The organism is Tychonema sp. LEGE 07196 (assembly GCF_963890365.1).
In the GTDB taxonomy this organism is placed as follows: Bacteria; Cyanobacteriota; Cyanobacteriia; order Cyanobacteriales; family Microcoleaceae; genus Microcoleus.
On the sequence record NZ_CAWPRX010000009.1, the window covers coordinates 1 to 16,467 of the forward strand.

Here is a 16,467-nt window from a genome sequence, read left to right on the forward strand (position 1 = left end):
CAGGTGGGAGACGGGGAGAGGGGGAGAGTGGGAGAAGAAAGGAGGGTTATTCTAGTGATTCGCTGTCGCCAATTGTGAGGGCGAGTTGATAGATTTGGCGGCGGGGGAGGGATGTTTGTTGGGCGAGTTGGCGGCTGGCTTGGGAACGGCTGATGCCTTCTGCTATTAATGTTTGTAATTCGGCTTTGATGGCGTCTTCGGAGAAAATTGGTGCGTCTGTTTGCAGGCCGCCAATTACGAGGGTAAATTCTCCTTGGGGTTCGCGTGCGGTGTAAAGTTCGATCGCACTTTCGATACTACCACGCCAAAACTCTTCGTGCATTTTTGTCAATTCCCTGGCCAGCACAATCTGTCTGTCGGTTCCCAAGGTATTTGCTAAATCTTGTAAAGTTTGCCGCAACCGGTGGGGAGATTCGTATAATATTATAGTGCGGGATTCTATTTGCAAAGCTTCTAAACTCTGTTGGCGTTCTTGACCTTTGGCTGGTAAGAAACCTTCAAATACAAATCTCTCGGTGGGTAATCCTGATGCAGCTATTCCAACAATGCAGGCAGTCGGGCCGGGAATCGGAATAATGTTAATATTAGCATCGGCGCAAGCTTTGACTAACTCGTATCCGGGGTCTGAAATTCCCGGCATTCCAGCATCGGTGACGAGGGCGATACTGTTCCCTAACTGCAGTTTGTCGATTAATTCGGGGAGTCGCTGCTGTTGGTTGTGTTCGTGATAGCTGATTTGGGGGGTTTTGATTTGAAAGTGGTGCAAAAGTTTGCCTGTGTGGCGGGTATCTTCGGCTGCGATGAAGTCTGCTGCTTGCAAAATTCGGATAGCGCGATATGTCATGTCTTCGAGGTTGCCGATTGGGGTTCCGACAATGTAAAGTGTTCCTGTGTTAGGATTTGGCTGCATTTTAAGAGTGGGATTTTTTAACCGCAGATGAACGCGGATTAACGCAGATATGAAAACCGGATTATTTTTGGGATTGGCGACTTTAGATTTAGTTTATTTGGCTGAATCTCCTCCGGGGGAAAATCAGAAGGTTGTTGCTGCTGATTGTACCATTGCTGCGGGCGGGCCGGCGGCGAATGCTGCGGTGACTTTTAGCTATTTGGGGAATGCGGCGTTATGGGCTGGCGTTTTGGGCACTGGCGCGATCGCCCAATTGATCCGTGCAGACTTAGCGGAGTATGATATTAGGATAATCGATTTGCAACCAGGGATCTCGCACTCTCCACCAGTTTCTTCGATTATTGTAACTGAAGCAACGGGCGATCGATCGGTAATTTCCATCAATGCTACGAAATCGCAAGTTGACAGTCAAACAATTAACCAGGACATTTTAACATCAGTTAATATCATACTGTTTGACGGACACCAAATTCCAGCCAGCCAAGAAATCGCTAAACTCGCCCAATCAAAAAACATTCCCATCGTCCTCGATGGCGGCAGTTGGAAACCCGGATTAGCAGAAATCTTACCCTTCGTTAAATGGGCCGTATGTTCCGATAACTTTCATCCGCCAGACTGCAAAAATTCCCAACAAGTCTTTGCTTACCTCTCAGCAGCCGGAATTCCCCACATTGCCATCACGCGCGGCGAAAAACCGATTAAATACCTCAGTAAAGGCAGTTTCGGCAGTTTAGAAGTGCCTCAAATCCAAGCTGCAGACACGTTAGGCGCAGGCGACATTTTTCACGGCGCTTTCTGTCACTATATTTTACAAGACAACTTTACAAATGCCCTCACGGCAGCCGCCAAAATAGCTTCCAATTCCTGCAAAACTTTCGGAACCCGTCAATGGATAAAAAACATTCAACCTTAACTTTAAAATAACCCAAATATCCGGAAAAAAGCGATCGCACCCAGAAAACAGAAACAGACAACACTTGTTAAGCTAAAATAATCATATCAACCCTCTCCTTTCTTCCTTCGCGCCCTTTGCGTCTTCGCGGTTCGCCCAAAAAATCCACAAATCAAACAAGATTGCTATATTAGTAAAACACCTGCAAGCAAAACAAAACTACCCCACAACAAAACACTCAAATCATGGCTGAAACTCAACCTTTAAGCATCACACTTCCCCCCTTGCGGATTACCCTAACCGAACAACAACAGGTTAATCTAGAATGGCTGACGCAAAACTTACCAAACCTACTCGCAGCAGCGCCAAGCAAACCAGAAGTCCCAGACAACTTGAAACAGTGGGTAGCGGCCAACAAATTATTAAATCTACCAGATGCAGAAATCATTCAAGCCCTCGTAAATACCGGCATAGATGCCGAAACAGCAACTGCAGAAGTTACCGAAATATCATCTCATCCCTACTTCCAAGCAGGTAGCCATTACGTACAGCTATTGCAGAAACTGGAATCGCAACTCAACATCAACAATCAATTAGCCGCACTCTCTTCCAAGTTTGGCACAATCGAACGCAAAAGCAGCCTTTCCAGAGAGTATTTCCTAGAAAATTACTACGCTAAAAATACTCCCGTAATTATTACCAACATCATGCACAACTGGAAAGCATTGCAGTTGTGGACACCGGAGTATTTGCAGCAAAAATATGGAGATGCAGAGGTAGAAATTCAAGCCAACCGCAACTCAGACCCGGATTACGAAATCAAGGTACACAACCACAAAAAAATCGTTTTCTTCCGCGAGTATGTAGATATGGTCGTCAACGGTGGGCCTAGCAACGACTGCTACATGGTTGCTAACAATCAAACTCTGGAAAGAGAAGAATTTAAATCGCTATTTAACGACTTTGAGATTTTCCCAGAATACCTCAATCCCGGCGATACAAAAGGCAGAGTTTTCTTTTGGTTCGGCCCGAAGGGTACAATTACGCCGCTGCATCACGACCCAGTTAACTTAGTTTTAGCACAGGTATCGGGACGCAAGCTGATTAAATTGATTTCTCCGCAGCAAACACCTCTGCTTTACAATCATGTCGGAGTTTTTAGCAAGGTTGACGGCGAGAATCCCGACTATGACAAATATCCGCTTTACAGAGATGCGAAAATTATTGAGGTAATTTTGGAACCGGGAGAAGTTATATTTATTCCTGTGGGTTGGTGGCATCATGTAAAATCGCTAGAGGTGAGTATTTCGGTGTCGTTTACTAATTTTGTGTTTCCCAATTATTATGAATGGAAATATCCTCATATTAATTGGTAGTTGTCAGTTGTCAGTTGTCAGTTGGTAGGGGCAGTGCCCCCGTGCCCGTCCTCTTAGTTGTCAGTTGACAACTTGCTGCGTTTATCAGCGTTCATCTACGGTTTAAAAAATGAAAAATTTTGAAGAATTAAGCGAAATTGCGCGGGCGGCGGCTTGGGGGGCGACAGATATTTTGCAATCTTACTATCGCCCCGATTCCCAGACTCCAAACCTGGACATTCAAGAGAAAAAAGACGGCCCAGTTACTGCGGCCGATGTCGCTGTTAATTCTTACATTTTAGATGAATTGCAGTCTGTTTTAGGGAATGCAGAATTTGGCTATCTCAGCGAAGAAACTTACAAGTCTTATTTAGATAGTTACGGCAAAGTTCCTTTACCTCAATCTTGGGTTTGGATTATTGACCCTTTGGATGGAACGCGCGATTTTATTGACAAGACGGGGGAATTTGCCGTTCACATTGCTTTAGCGTTTGAAGGAAGACCAGTTTTGGCAGTTGTGGCTTGGCCCGAACAGCAAAAAATTTATTACGCTATTCGCGATGCGGGTGCTTTTGTGGAAAGTCGGGACGGTTCTGCGGTCAAATTGCAGGTTTCAGGGCGAAATATACTGGCGGATTTATCTATAGTAACCAGCCGCAGTCACCGGGGCGATCGCTTTAATCAATTGTTACAAAAGCTCCCTTGTCAAAATCAACTATCTGTGGGAAGTATCGGCTGCAAAATTGCGACAATTGTGGAACAAAAAGCTGATGTTTATATTGCTCTTTCTGGTAAGTCTGCGCCGAAGGATTGGGATTTAGCGGCACCGGAATTAATTTTGACGGAAGCGGGCGGTCGATTTACTCGTTTTGATGGTTCTGCTTTGCAGTACAACCGGGGAGATGTGAGTCAGTGGGGGGGATTGTTGGCGAGTAACGGTTGCTGTCACGATGCTTTGTGCGGGGATGCTGAGAGGGTTTTAGGGGAGATAGATTCGGGTTTGAAATAAGTGCGCGCGTGCGTTGGCGAAGCCTGTGCGATAGCACTTAGCTATCCCGTAGGGAATCGCCCTTAAATAATTGGTTATATTAATAATATCAATGATGTGGCAAAATGTATGAGCGTCAAAGAACTTGAAACAGCAATTATGAATTTGTCTGTTAAGGAACTATCGGAGTTAACTACTTGGCTGATAGAGTATCGCCAACAAGTTTGGGACCGGCAAATTGAAGAGGATTTGGGGGATGGGCGGTTGGATGCGCTACTTGATGAAGTTGATGCAGAGTATGAAGCTGGATTGGCTAAAGTGTTATGAAGCATCTGACTTTACCGCGTTTTTGGCACTGCTATCAGCAGCTACCTAAAGAAATACAAGCCTTAGCTGATAAAAATTACAATTACTAAAAGTCGCTCCGTATCATCCTTCACTGCATTTAAAAAAAGTTGGCAGTCGAAAGCAATTGCAATCGGTGCGAGTAGGCGATAATTACCGAGCCTTGGGAGTTGAGAAACCTGAAGGTATTGTATGGTTTTGGATAGGGACTCATGGCGATTATGATGCAATTTTAGCTCAGAAATAAAGCACCCAATCTTGTGCATTTCATATCGCCCTTAAAGATTGTATCAAAAAACTGGTTGGGCGGGCGATGTCCCGATCGTGGCCGAAGGGTTCACCAACAATAATTGCCTAAAACTCATAATCTCGTAAACCCGCCCCCACGCAACTAAAAGTATCAGTAACCCGATCGCACATATCTATCAAAAAGACGATATTAATACTTAAATATAATTACACTGGCAACTCATTGATTTTGTGTTGAATTATCAACTTCGTACTGGATATTACGCAATATTACTTAATTAATTTTTGTATCTTTATCAAAAGTTTAATAACTAAGTGTTTTTATGGAGAAAAGTTTATATATTTTCTCTGAAACAACTGTTATGGTTGCTACAAGCTTCAAAAAGAGTTTCGGATGCAAGTCGCGAAACCGGGGAATTGTTGTCTTTTTTACCCGAGTCAGGTGTATTATGCCAAATTTAAATAATCGAGTTTCAGTAAGTGCGATCGCCTTTATCGACACTCAAGTACCAAATTATCAAAGTTTGATTGCCGGAGTAAAACCGGGTACGGAAGTAGTAGTTTTGGATGGGAATCAAGATGCGATCGCCCAAATTACTGAAGTTTTACGCGATCGAACCAATATTGACAGCATTCACATAGTTTCTCACGGTGTTCCCGGTAGCCTGCAATTGGGCGACGGTAGCTTGAGTTTAGATGATATTGAGGGCGATCGGGATTCTCTACAGAAGTGGTTTGCGCCACCCACTGAGTCGATCGGTCAAAATCGACCTAATATCCTACTCTACGGGTGCTCCGTAGCGGCAGGCGAGACAGGTAAAGCATTTGTCAAACGCTTGAGTGAGTTAACGGGCGCTAGTGTTGCAGCTTCCCAAAACCTCACCGGAAGTGCTGCAAAGGGTGGCGACTGGGAACTGGAAATCAGCAGCGGAGAAATCAAAACACCGCTAATATTTGCAGCCGAAGTATTGGCAGGTTACGAGTACGTTTTGAATAGTTTTGGTGCGGCTACCAATTTTGGTGCGGGGACAAATCCCTACGGTATTGCTACTGGGGATTTTGACCTCGATGGCAAACCCGATTTAGCTGTAGCAAACCAAGGATCTAATAATGTTTCTATCCTGTTAGGAAATGGCATCGGTGGCTTTAATCCCGCGCCTATTCCTACCTTGGCGGTGTCACGTCCCCAATCGATCGCGATCGGCAATTTTAACAATGATAATTTCCCCGACTTGGCAGTAGTTGGTAGCGGCACTGGTGGCGCCCTTTTCGTTTTCTTAGGAAATGGTACGGGCGGTTTTGGCAGCCCCACTCCATATCCTACAGGAGTATCTCCTATCTCGGTTGCAGTTGGGAAGTTTAACGGCGACAACTTTTCAGACTTAGCAGTAGTCAATTCAAGCCCTGGCAGTCCCTCTGGCACTGTCACAATTTTGCTGGCAAATAGCAGTGGCAGCGGGGCATTGAATTTCAACACTAACTTGAGCGGGCAGTCAATTCCCGCTTTCATGACAGTGGGGGACTTTAACGGAGATACTTTTTCCGATTTAGCTGTGCCGAACAGTTTATCTAACACCATTTCTGTTTTTTTAGCGAATGGCACCGGCGGATTTGGTGCACCTACTAATGTTGCAGCAGGGACAAATCCAAATTCGATCGCCACTGGGGATTTTAACGGAGACAATCTCCTCGACTTAGCCACAGCTAACAACGGTTCCAACAATGTCTCAATTCTATTAGGAAATGGCACTGGTGGCTTTGGTGCGGCCACTGAGTTTAGCGCGGGGACAGGGCTGCAAGGCATTGTTGCGAATGACTTTAGCGGAGACGGCAAACTTGACTTAGCAGTAAGAAGCAGCAGCGGCGCATCAATTTTAGTTGGTAACGGTACTGGCGGTTTTAGTGCACCCATTAACTTTGCTGCAGGCACAGATCCATATTCCATTATTGCCGACGACTTTAATGCTGACACTCTCCCGGATTTGGCAGTAACAAATAACGGTTCTGATAACGTTTCGGTGCTGCTAAATACACCTAATACAGTTAATTTTGGTACTGCAACATACAGCGGTACAGAAGGAACCACAGACACCGCAGTTGAGATTCCCGTCACCATCAGTGGCGGCACTCCCTTGAGCGATGTAACTGTGCCAATTGCGATCGACCCCAGCAGCACAGCTACCCAAAATTCAGACTACACCATTTCACCTACCTCAATTACATTCCCCGCAGGTGCAACAGGTGCCGCACTCACCCAGAATGTTGCAGTTACTATCAAACCCGACAATCTCCCTGAAAACGCCGAAACCGCAATTCTCAACTTTGGCACAATCACCGGAGGCGTTGCAGGTACAACAAAACAAACAACATTAACTATTGCAGCCAACGGTACTGTTTCTTATGCCATTGCCGCCGGTATTGCCAGCATTCCTGAAGGTAATAGCGGCACAAAACCTCTGACTTTCACTGCGACTCGCAGCGGCAACACAGGCGGGGCAAGTAGTGTCAATTATGCGATCGCCGGAACAGCTACAAACGTCAGCGATTATAACAACATCGGCGGCACTTCAGGGGCAACTACTGCTACTGGCACAATTAATTTTGCGGCTGGTGAAACATCCAAAACCATTACTCTCGATGTATTAGGCGACACCCTAGTTGAACCAGACGAAACCATTGCCGTCGCCCTGTCCAATCCCACCAGCCCAGGCGTAACACCGACAATTACCACTGCTACGGCTACCACAACTATTACTAATGATGATACCGCTGGCTTTACTATTAACCCAACAGCATTAACTACAAGTGAAGTCGGCGGCACTGCTACCTTCACTGTCAAACTCAACTCTCAACCGAGTGCTGATGTTACTTTCGGTTTGAGCAGTTCCAATGTTGCCGAAGGAACAGTTTCAACTAATAGCTTAACTTTCACCCCCGCTAACTACAATCAACCGCAAACAATCACGGTGAGTGGTGTTGACGATTTAGTAGCTGATGGCCCTCAACCTTACAAAATAGTCACGGCTGCTGCTGTCAGTACCGATGCTAATTACAATAACCTCGATCCTGATGATGTCGCCGTCACTAACAGTGACAATGAAACTCCGGGAATTACGGTGAATCCGACGGCGGGCTTGACTACAGGAGAAGATGGCACTAAGGCTGACTTTACTGTGGTTTTGAATACTCAGCCGACTGCTGATGTTACTATCGGTTTGAACAGTGATAATGTTGCGGAAGGAACAGTTTCAACTAACAGTATAACTTTCACTCCGGCTAGCTGGAATGTGCCGCAACCGGTTACAGTAACTGGAATTAATGACAGTATTGCTGACGGCGATATTGAGTACAAAATTGTCACGGCTGCTGCTGTTAGTACAGATGCGAATTACAGCAACCGAGAGGTAGCGGATGTTGGTATTACCAATCAGGACAATGATACGGTTGGTGTTTCTGTTAGTGTTGCCGAAACAACTGCTACCGAGGGCGGTGCAAACGGTACGTACACTTTAGCACTGAAATCGCAGCCGAGATCCCCTGTAACTCTCACTCTCACAACAGATAACCAGATTCAGCCGATCGCCCCTATCACTTTCACTCCCAATAATTGGAATGTCGCTCAACCCGTTACTGTGATAGCTATTGACGATGCGGTTGTGGAAGGTTCACACAGTGGCAAAATTACTCACAGTGCGAGCAGCACTGATGCTAAGTATAATGTGGTTGTGGTTCCAGGGGTGACAGTGGCGATTACCGATAACGATGTAGCACCACCGCCGCCGCCGACTCCAACGCCGACTCCGACTCCGACGACATCTGTCACTCCGACTCCAACTCCGACGACATCTGTCACTCCGACTCCAACTCCGACGACATCTGTCACTCCGACTCCAACTCCGACGACATCTGTCACTCCGACTCCAACTCCGACGACATCGGTCACTCCGACTCCGACTCCGACGACATCGGTCACTCCGACTCCAACTCCGACAACATCTGTCACTCCGACTCCGACACCGACGCCGACTCCGACGCCGATATCTCGGATATTTGACGACTCTGGGAAACGTAACGATCGACCCCTATCGATTAATCTGCCGCTAGGTAACGGAACTGGCGATCGGATTCAAACTGCTCCCCCCACGGTATATTTTTCCCAAGCTACTTACAAAGTTAGTGAAAGTCGTACAGGATTTGTTCAGGCAGAAATTACTCTTAATCGTGATGTAAATCTAAACAATCAAAACAGCATTTCCAAGGTGAATCTAGAACCTCCTACTGGTTCAGCTACTTTGGGAACAGATTGGTACTTTGCCCCCAATTCCTCTCGTGAAATCATCTTTAACTCAGGCGAAACTACCAAAACTTTCACAATTTTCATCTCATCGGATGGTCAAATTGAGGGAACAGAAAAAATCGAGTTTCGGATCGCCGCTCGGGATAATGCCACTATTAGCGGTCAAAGCACCGCCACCTTGCAAATTTTTGATGCTGACTCACTGTTTGTTGACACAAATGCTCCGATATCTGCTGGGTCTGCAGCCATCTGGGGAGACTACAACAATGACGGTACACTGGATATCCTTGGAAACAGAAGAATCTACGACAATAAAGGAACCTACGACAACAACGGTCAAAACTTGGGCGGATATGGCTTTAGCGAATGGAATCAAACAGCTTCAGGTTATGGTCCAGCCTGGGCAGATTACAACAATGACGGCAGGCTGGATTCTACGGGACTCGAAAACAATGGCAGCAACATTTTTAAGTACCAAACCTACAGCAACAGTAACCGCAACGGTGGGGTGAACTTTACCCCAGATGCAGTTCTGCTTGACAACCTCTCCTCTGCAATTGTTCTATCGAGTTGGGCAGATTACAACAATGATGGGCGTCCCGATCTGTTGCTCACTACACAAGGTTCATACCCAGACTACCCGATCGCCACCACGCTCTACCGCAACACAAAACCTGTTATGTATCAAGACCGCTTTCAAGACAGCAAAGCACGTCTCGATACTGGCGAACCACTATTTTCTACTAGCGAAATAGCTGGTGCTACCAGTCCTGGGGTTTGGGCAGATTACGACAATGATGGCAAACTCGATGTTCTGATCAAGGTAAGGGAGTCACAACAGATTCAATCAGTGCAATCAAGGCAAAAAGCCAAACTCTACCGCAACTTGGGCGATGGCGTTTTTCAAGACACTGCCGTATCATTACCTGGTTTAGGTTTAGAATTCCCTCGCTTTGGCGCCAATGTTTATGATATGGCCTGGGGAGACTACGACAACGACGGCAAACTTGATATTTTGCTCACGGGGGCGATCGACGGCGCGGACGGTTCATCCCAGCTTTTCACCAAAGTCTACCGCAACACAACCATTACCAATGGGTCAGCAAGCTTTGAAGACATAGGCGCACAGATACCTGGTTTGAGTAGCGCTAAAGCTGCTTGGGGAGACTACGACAATAACGGCAAATTGGATATCCTGCTCACTGGTTGGGAGCGACCAGATTTTACAAGTCCAGCAACAAGCGTCACCAAAATCTATAAAAACACGGGCAGTGGCTTTACCGACAGTGGCATACAAATCGACAGTGGCGCAAAGCCTGGTAAGAGTTGGGATGCCCAGCCTGCTTGGGGAGACTACGACAAAGATGGTAAATTGGATATTCTGCTCACGGGCTTTTCAGCAGACAACCCCAATGGGTTTATATACGAAAATGACTTCTTTACCAAAGTCTTCCGCAACAACACTGCGATCGCGAACACTCCTCCCAGTCCACCCGCACTACTACCGGCTAAAGTTTCTGGCCGAGAAGTTACCTTCAACTGGAACCGGGCAAAAGACGATCAAACTCCAGAACTCGGTTTAAGCTACAACCTGCGAGTTACGGGATCGGATGGCAAGGATATTCTTTCCCCAATGTCTCGCGACTACGACGGAACTCGGCAAGTAGTAGGCTTGGGAAATGTCAGTCAAAACACGCAGTGGCAACTCAAAGACTTGCCTCGTGGGGAATATAACTGGGGAGTGCAAGCAATTGATACTGCTTGGGCAGGTTCGCTCTTTGCCCCAGGAGGCACTTTTAGAATTGAAAACAGCCCGCCACAAGAGAAGATTCGTTTAGGCGGGAGGTACACCGAGTTTAACCAAGCCATCAAAGATGTATACACTGACCCCGACGGCGACCTGATTTGGTACCAGTTAACTCTAGAGGACGGCACTCCTTTACCATCTAGTGGCTCAAACACTAATTGGCTCCAATTTCAATCCAACCCGTGGGACAACACCATCACATTTAGTGGAATTCCCCCAAGCGGTTCGCAACCCTTCAAGGTGAAGTTAATAGCTACAGACAATTACGGTCCTGGTAGCGAACAGACTTTCACGGTGACAACAAAAGATGGTCGCTGGGTTATTGACGGTTACATTTCCGGTGCAACTGTCTTCCTCGACGCTAACAAAAATGGCATACTCGATCCCAACGAACCATCCACAATTACCGATACAGGCGGTAAATTCGATCTCAACATCCCCTTCGAGATTTTCGACACCAACAAAAACGGAGAAATCGACCCATCAGAAGGCAATATAGTAGCCATAGGAGGCACTGACACCGCCACCGGCTTACCCCTAGAAACACCAGTCACCGCACCGCCAGATTCCACAGTTGTCACCCTCCTAACCAGCTTAGTCGCCGACTTAACCGACAAAGGAACTGCACCAGAATCAGCCCAATCTTTAGTCAAAGCCGCCCTTGGACTCCCCGCTGATGTTGACCTAACTAGCTTAGATCCGATCGCAGCCACCAACCAAAATTTACCAGGCGGAGTCCAAGTCTTATCCGCAATGGTGAAAGTCCAAAACTTCATCACCCAAACCAGCGCTTTGATTGACGGCGCTTCCAGTGCAGTCAATACCGATATTGTCAAAGCTGTTGTCAGTTCAATTACTGATCGAATTCAATCCAGTACAATCTTAAACCTCAGCAACGCAGCAGCCTTAGAACCAATCATTCAGCAAGCAGCCGCAAAAATTCAGCAAATAGACCCCAGTTTCAACAGTCAACAAATCACCCAAATTACCTCGCAAGCAGCGACAGTAATGGCAACAGCCAATCAACGCATTGATAGCGCTGTTTCCAACCCAACAGCAACATCAATTCCTGAATCAGTTGCCCGCGTCCAACAAGTAGCCTTGGGCCCGACAACTCAAGATTTCAAAGCAGTTGGTACGGGAAACAAACCAATTTCCCTGGTAGTTACTGAGAATACCGGTGCTGCTTTAGATAGCCGAATTCAAGCAGTAGTTTTACCAGTTGGCCTTGCGACTCCCGTTCTCACCGGCGATGCAGATTTGGGCAGCAATTCCCCGAATGCAATTCTCGGTACAAATGGCGACGATATCCTGATTGGCGACAGCGCAGATAATGTATTGATGGGCATGAGGGGCAATGATTCCATTGATGGAACTCTCGGAAATGACACTGTTTTCGGCGGCAAAGGTAGCGATACTTTGCTCGGAAGTGGCGGTGATGATGCCTTGTTTGGCAATCGCGGCGCTGACATTTTGAACGGCGATGATGGCAACGATCTACTTTACGGAGGTAAGGGAGATGATTTGCTGACTGGCGGTTTTGGAAGTGATACTTTGACGGGAGGAATGGGAGTAGATAAGTTCTTGCTTTCTGCGAATTCCGGTACTGATACGATCGCAGATTTTGAACTCGGTCAAGACTTGTTAGTATTGGGTAGCGGGCTGGATTTCTCGCAGTTGGCGATTAGTCAAGATAGCGGTTCAACATTAATTCGTTTGGCACAAACTGGGGAGATTTTAGCTTCTCTCAGCGGAGTTTCTGCTAGCAGTATTAGCGCTGCTAATTTCGGATTAATTTAAGATTGAGTTGGATTCAATCACTTGTTTTAATAGTCTGGCAGATCCCCCCTAACCCCCCTTAAAAAGGGGGGGACAAGAATCTTCTCAAAGTCCCCCTTCTTAAGGGGGATTTAGGGGGATCTGGCCTCGGCGGTAAACGAGAGATCGAGAGGGTTTTAGATTTAAGTTGACACCAATGACCTAGCCTAAACCGTATTACTTCCACATCAGCAGCGCTGATAACGCATTCCCGGCAACTGCGAAACTAATCCCAACAATTCCAACTGCAAAAGTATACCAGAAACTGTTCCCGCTTCTAATCCCGCTGCTTCCACAATTGTGTCAAAAGAAATTGTCCCGGAGCCGATCGCACTTAACACCTTAGCCAATTCCGGCTCCAACGGCGGCGTGCGCTTCTCAACCGTCGGATTTGGGGGAAACAGCGACAACTGCTTGGCATTATCCAATTTTGGCATAGCTCCGAGCATTTCCAACAACCTGTCTTCGCTTAACAGCCGATCGCTATTCGGGAGAATTGGATGAGCACCTTTACTCAGCAACTCCAAACAACCAAAAGAGCGCTCATCATCCAATCTTGCCGTCAAAACATACACATCCCGGCAAAAATCATTAGCTTGATAAGCAGTAATTAACGCACCCGATTTGTGCGGAGCTTCAATCACAATTGTAGCGCGACTTAAGCCCGCAATTATCCGATTTCGGCGCGGAAAATTAGTTTTATTCGGTTGAGTTCCCGCCGGATATTCGCTAATTGCCAATCCCTGCTGCAACAGGCGATCGCACAACCGCTCATTCGGCCTAGGATAAACAACATCAACCCCAGTCCCAAAAACAGCCAAAGTCCGGCCACCCGCCTCCAAACAGCTTGTATGAGCCTCCGTATCAATTCCCGCAGCAAATCCCGAAACCACAGTAAACCCGTTTGTAGCCAAAGCCACACTCAATTTGCGAGTCCAACGCCGCCCGTATTCCGAAGGACTTCGAGTCCCAACAATTGCCACCGTCGGCGTAATTCCGCAATTTTCCTTAAGGTCAACTAAACCGCGATAGTACAGCACCGGCGGCGGATTGGGAATCTCTAATAACAAGCTGGGATAATCTGGATCGGCGGGTGTCCAAAAACAGGGATTTTTAATAAGATGTTGTTCAATAAATTCTTGGGGATTGAGTTTGGATCGTTCTTGCAAAACCGTTTCTATTGTCTGTTTCCCAAACCCTTCGACTCGCATTAAATCTGCGGGCTTAGCCGTCCAAGCTGCTGCCAAACTAGGAAAATGTTGGTGCAATCTTTGCAACAAAATTGGCCCGATACCGCTAATCTGCGACCATGCTAACCAGTAACCGCGTTCTTCTAGCAACGACTTGCCCTCAATTGATTTGAAAATGTTTTTATCATTTTGGGTGGGATATAGATTTTTTTAACGAACCGCAAAGGCGCAAAGAACGCGAAGGGAAGAAGAGAAAGAGTTAAAAATAATGGCTAAGCTTTCCAATCGACAAAACGGGCGTAAATATAAGCTATGATTTCCCCAATTACTGTCCGAAAACCTTCGCTCGATTTCCACCATTCCTGCGGGTTATAATCTTGCGGTTCTGCAGCTATTATCCCGACTTTAATTTCAGGATGCAGCACTTCTTTAAAAACCATCCAACTTCTGCGGGCGTGAGGGCCAAAGGAATAGAGATTAATTGTGTCTACTTTTAGGGGCGATGCAGCCAGCCAATCTCGAAGGGCGATCGCAGAAGCGCCTGTGCGGTGTTTCATGACATTCGGTGCGGGTACGGCTACCAGTTTGTCCTTATCAAATCCTAGGGCTATACAAGTCGCTGCTGTCAGTTCGGCATAATTTTTATATTCAGCGAGATAGTAGCCTTTACTTACTGGAATTCCCGTAGTAATTAATTGGCGGTATTCACCTTTTTTGAATTCGGCGATCGCACTTTCGATCGCATAATCCGGCAACCACCCTTCGACAACCAATATATCTGATTTCAGCGGCGAATTTACTGCAAAAAATGGATAAATATTTGTGATAATTAAGACCATTGCAATGATTAATCCCACGATCGCAATTACCCAACCTTCCCAGGTAATTGCCCACATTTCTCGGCGGCGGATCAGACTAATTTTGATTTGAGGTTTTCGCATTCTGGCAAAATTTCGATCGAGAGAATTCTTGAGGATTTACGCACCAATGGCTAGAAACTTGGTTTCTAGCCTCAGAGTGCGATCGCAAACTAAGCTTATATAAATCAGGCCAAAAAACCTAATTTTCGAGTGCAAAATTACATCCGTTAAATCCGCTACAGAATCCGCTGCCAATCTTCTCTACTGTTTTTGTTTGAGGTACTCAAAAACGCTCTTATCTCCGATGTCCTGCGGCATCGGTTGAAAGAACTTGCGGACTGCAAAAATGATGAACAATATTGCCCAAAATCCCAGCAACAACTGTTCGTTCTCCGGTGACAGAAAACCGAAAATATGTCCTAAAATCAACAGCGGAACTCCCGGAGTTAAAAACTTAGTTTCTAGGCGGTTGAAGCAAAAAGCTTCTTTAAAATAAATGCCATTTAATGCCGCAAAAGTAAAGCCAATTCCCCACAAAGTCGCTGGATTTTCGTACACTGTTAAAGCTAAAGGTTCGCTGCTTTGTAGGGCGACAAATACTGCTGCTGCGCCACCGATCGCCCAAAACGCCTGTAACGTTCGGTGCAGCGGAATCATGTAAATGTGAATAGTTGCTAAACTAACGCCTAAAGCTATCCAGAAACACGCAAAAACAGGCGTTAAAGCTTGGATTGCTGTTGGGTTGTCGCCGCTTTGCAACACCAGAGTAGCGCCCACCGCCAAACACAGCGCGGCCACTCCCAACCCGGCCCGGTAGATCAGCACTCCGGTGCGATCGCTTTGAGTAATCGTAAACTCGCCGAATTGCCCTTGATAGACTTCCGATTCATCGGGCGATTTCAGTAATTGCATCACAGCTTCCTCCTATCTATCAGACACGAATGTACTTCTGCCAAGATATACTTTATTGATAAACCAGTACAGCGGAACCGAGCGATGCCTAAATTTAACAAACCTCAACTTAACAAATCTAAAGTTAACAAGTCTAAATTTGACGATCGCCCAAATCAAACCAAACCTCTGCTTTCAGAATCAGAACTTCCTCCAGTCCAGCTTGATGAAACCATTGTAGCAGGCAGAAGACCGAAACCGTTCAACGACTTGCAGCGCTTGCTTGCCGAAATACCGGAATTGACAGGGGGGTTCAATCCAGAAGTGTTCGCCCATTTAGATGAAAATAACCCATTTAACGACAAGAAATTTGAAACCCAAATTAAAAAAATCTTAGGAACTAAAAATATTAATTCTACCCGCGACAATTCAATTAAATATCTAGAATACATCAAGCAACATATCCAATGTCCCTGCCAGGTTACGGGTATAGAAGAGTTTGAATGGGAAGAAGAGTATACAATGGGTTTGGGTAGCAAAAAAGAATATGCAAGGCTTAAAAAAACTCAACCTTCTTATACTGATAACTTCATAATTGACCGAGTTGAGGATTTTGTGGTTACTGAAGACGGCATTTTTACCAGAGTTCAGCGCGTCGGCGATCGCAAAAGATTTATCTTGCTTTTGTCAGAGTTAAAAGCAGTCGATGTTATCTCCCCAAACCATCAGTTATTGGAAGATTATGCAGTGTGGTGGATCAACTATTAAAGTCGGGGAAGATGGGAAAAAAATCTTCTTCCTTCTTCCCTCTTGTTGATGAATGATGACGGCAGGAGTCATGGTTAATCGGGAATTCTATCTATTA

11 protein-coding genes are annotated in these 16,467 nt (G+C 46.1%); 7 read left to right on the forward strand and 4 right to left on the reverse strand.

The features are described from left to right. Nucleotides 1–46: 46 nt before the first annotated feature. Nucleotides 47–910 (reverse strand): 16S rRNA (cytidine(1402)-2'-O)-methyltransferase, encoded by an 864-nt coding sequence (gene rsmI, locus AACV78_RS01005; RefSeq protein WP_194010938.1) that lies wholly within the window; start codon nucleotides 908–910, stop codon nucleotides 47–49. Between the two features lie 49 nt (nucleotides 911–959). Between rsmI and AACV78_RS01010 the strand changes: the two genes are divergently transcribed. The 6 genes from AACV78_RS01010 to AACV78_RS01030 all read left to right on the forward strand — a co-directional run bounded on the left by AACV78_RS01010 (nucleotide 960) and on the right by AACV78_RS01030 (nucleotide 12,643). Continuing rightward, nucleotides 960–1,823 (forward strand): PfkB family carbohydrate kinase, encoded by an 864-nt coding sequence (locus tag AACV78_RS01010; protein ID WP_194010939.1) that lies wholly within the window; start codon nucleotides 960–962, stop codon nucleotides 1,821–1,823. 224 nt (nucleotides 1,824–2,047) lie between these two features. Further along, nucleotides 2,048–3,178 (forward strand): cupin-like domain-containing protein, encoded by a 1,131-nt coding sequence (locus AACV78_RS01015; protein ID WP_194010940.1) that lies wholly within the window; start codon nucleotides 2,048–2,050, stop codon nucleotides 3,176–3,178. A 109-nt stretch (nucleotides 3,179–3,287) separates the two neighbouring features. Continuing rightward, entirely contained in the window at nucleotides 3,288–4,166 is an 879-nt protein-coding gene (locus AACV78_RS01020; protein ID WP_194010941.1) for a 3'(2'),5'-bisphosphate nucleotidase CysQ family protein, read from the forward strand. A 108-nt stretch (nucleotides 4,167–4,274) separates the two neighbouring features. After that, a complete protein-coding gene (locus AACV78_RS01025; protein WP_194010942.1) occupies nucleotides 4,275–4,472 on the forward strand; it encodes a hypothetical protein in 198 nt (65 codons plus the stop codon). A 154-nt stretch (nucleotides 4,473–4,626) separates the two neighbouring features. Next, entirely contained in the window at nucleotides 4,627–4,737 is a 111-nt protein-coding gene (locus AACV78_RS28610) for a hypothetical protein (protein WP_445329574.1), read from the forward strand. A gap of 451 nt (nucleotides 4,738–5,188) precedes the next feature. Further along, complete coding sequence (locus AACV78_RS01030; protein WP_194010943.1) at nucleotides 5,189–12,643, forward strand: DUF4347 domain-containing protein; 7,455 nt, start codon at nucleotides 5,189–5,191, stop codon at nucleotides 12,641–12,643. A 206-nt stretch (nucleotides 12,644–12,849) separates the two neighbouring features. Here the strand turns inward: AACV78_RS01030 and dprA are convergent, their stop codons facing one another. From dprA to AACV78_RS01045, 3 genes are all read right to left on the reverse strand, one after another. After that, on the reverse strand, nucleotides 12,850–14,001 hold the full coding sequence (gene dprA, locus AACV78_RS01035; RefSeq protein WP_194010944.1) for a DNA-processing protein DprA: 1,152 nt from the start codon (nucleotides 13,999–14,001) through the stop codon (nucleotides 12,850–12,852). Nucleotides 14,002–14,123: 122 nt separating this feature from the next. Beyond that, complete coding sequence (locus AACV78_RS01040) at nucleotides 14,124–14,792, reverse strand: YdcF family protein (RefSeq protein ID WP_194010945.1); 669 nt, start codon at nucleotides 14,790–14,792, stop codon at nucleotides 14,124–14,126. Between the two features lie 180 nt (nucleotides 14,793–14,972). Further along, on the reverse strand, nucleotides 14,973–15,623 hold the full coding sequence (locus AACV78_RS01045) for a DUF2301 domain-containing membrane protein (RefSeq protein WP_194010946.1): 651 nt from the start codon (nucleotides 15,621–15,623) through the stop codon (nucleotides 14,973–14,975). A gap of 84 nt (nucleotides 15,624–15,707) precedes the next feature. Here AACV78_RS01045 and AACV78_RS01050 point away from each other — a divergent pair, with 84 nt between their 5' ends. Beyond that, the gene (locus AACV78_RS01050; RefSeq protein ID WP_194010947.1) at nucleotides 15,708–16,370 is read left to right on the forward strand and encodes a hypothetical protein; all 663 of its coding nucleotides are present in this window, start codon (nucleotides 15,708–15,710) and stop codon (nucleotides 16,368–16,370) included. Nucleotides 16,371–16,467 lie beyond the last annotated feature (97 nt).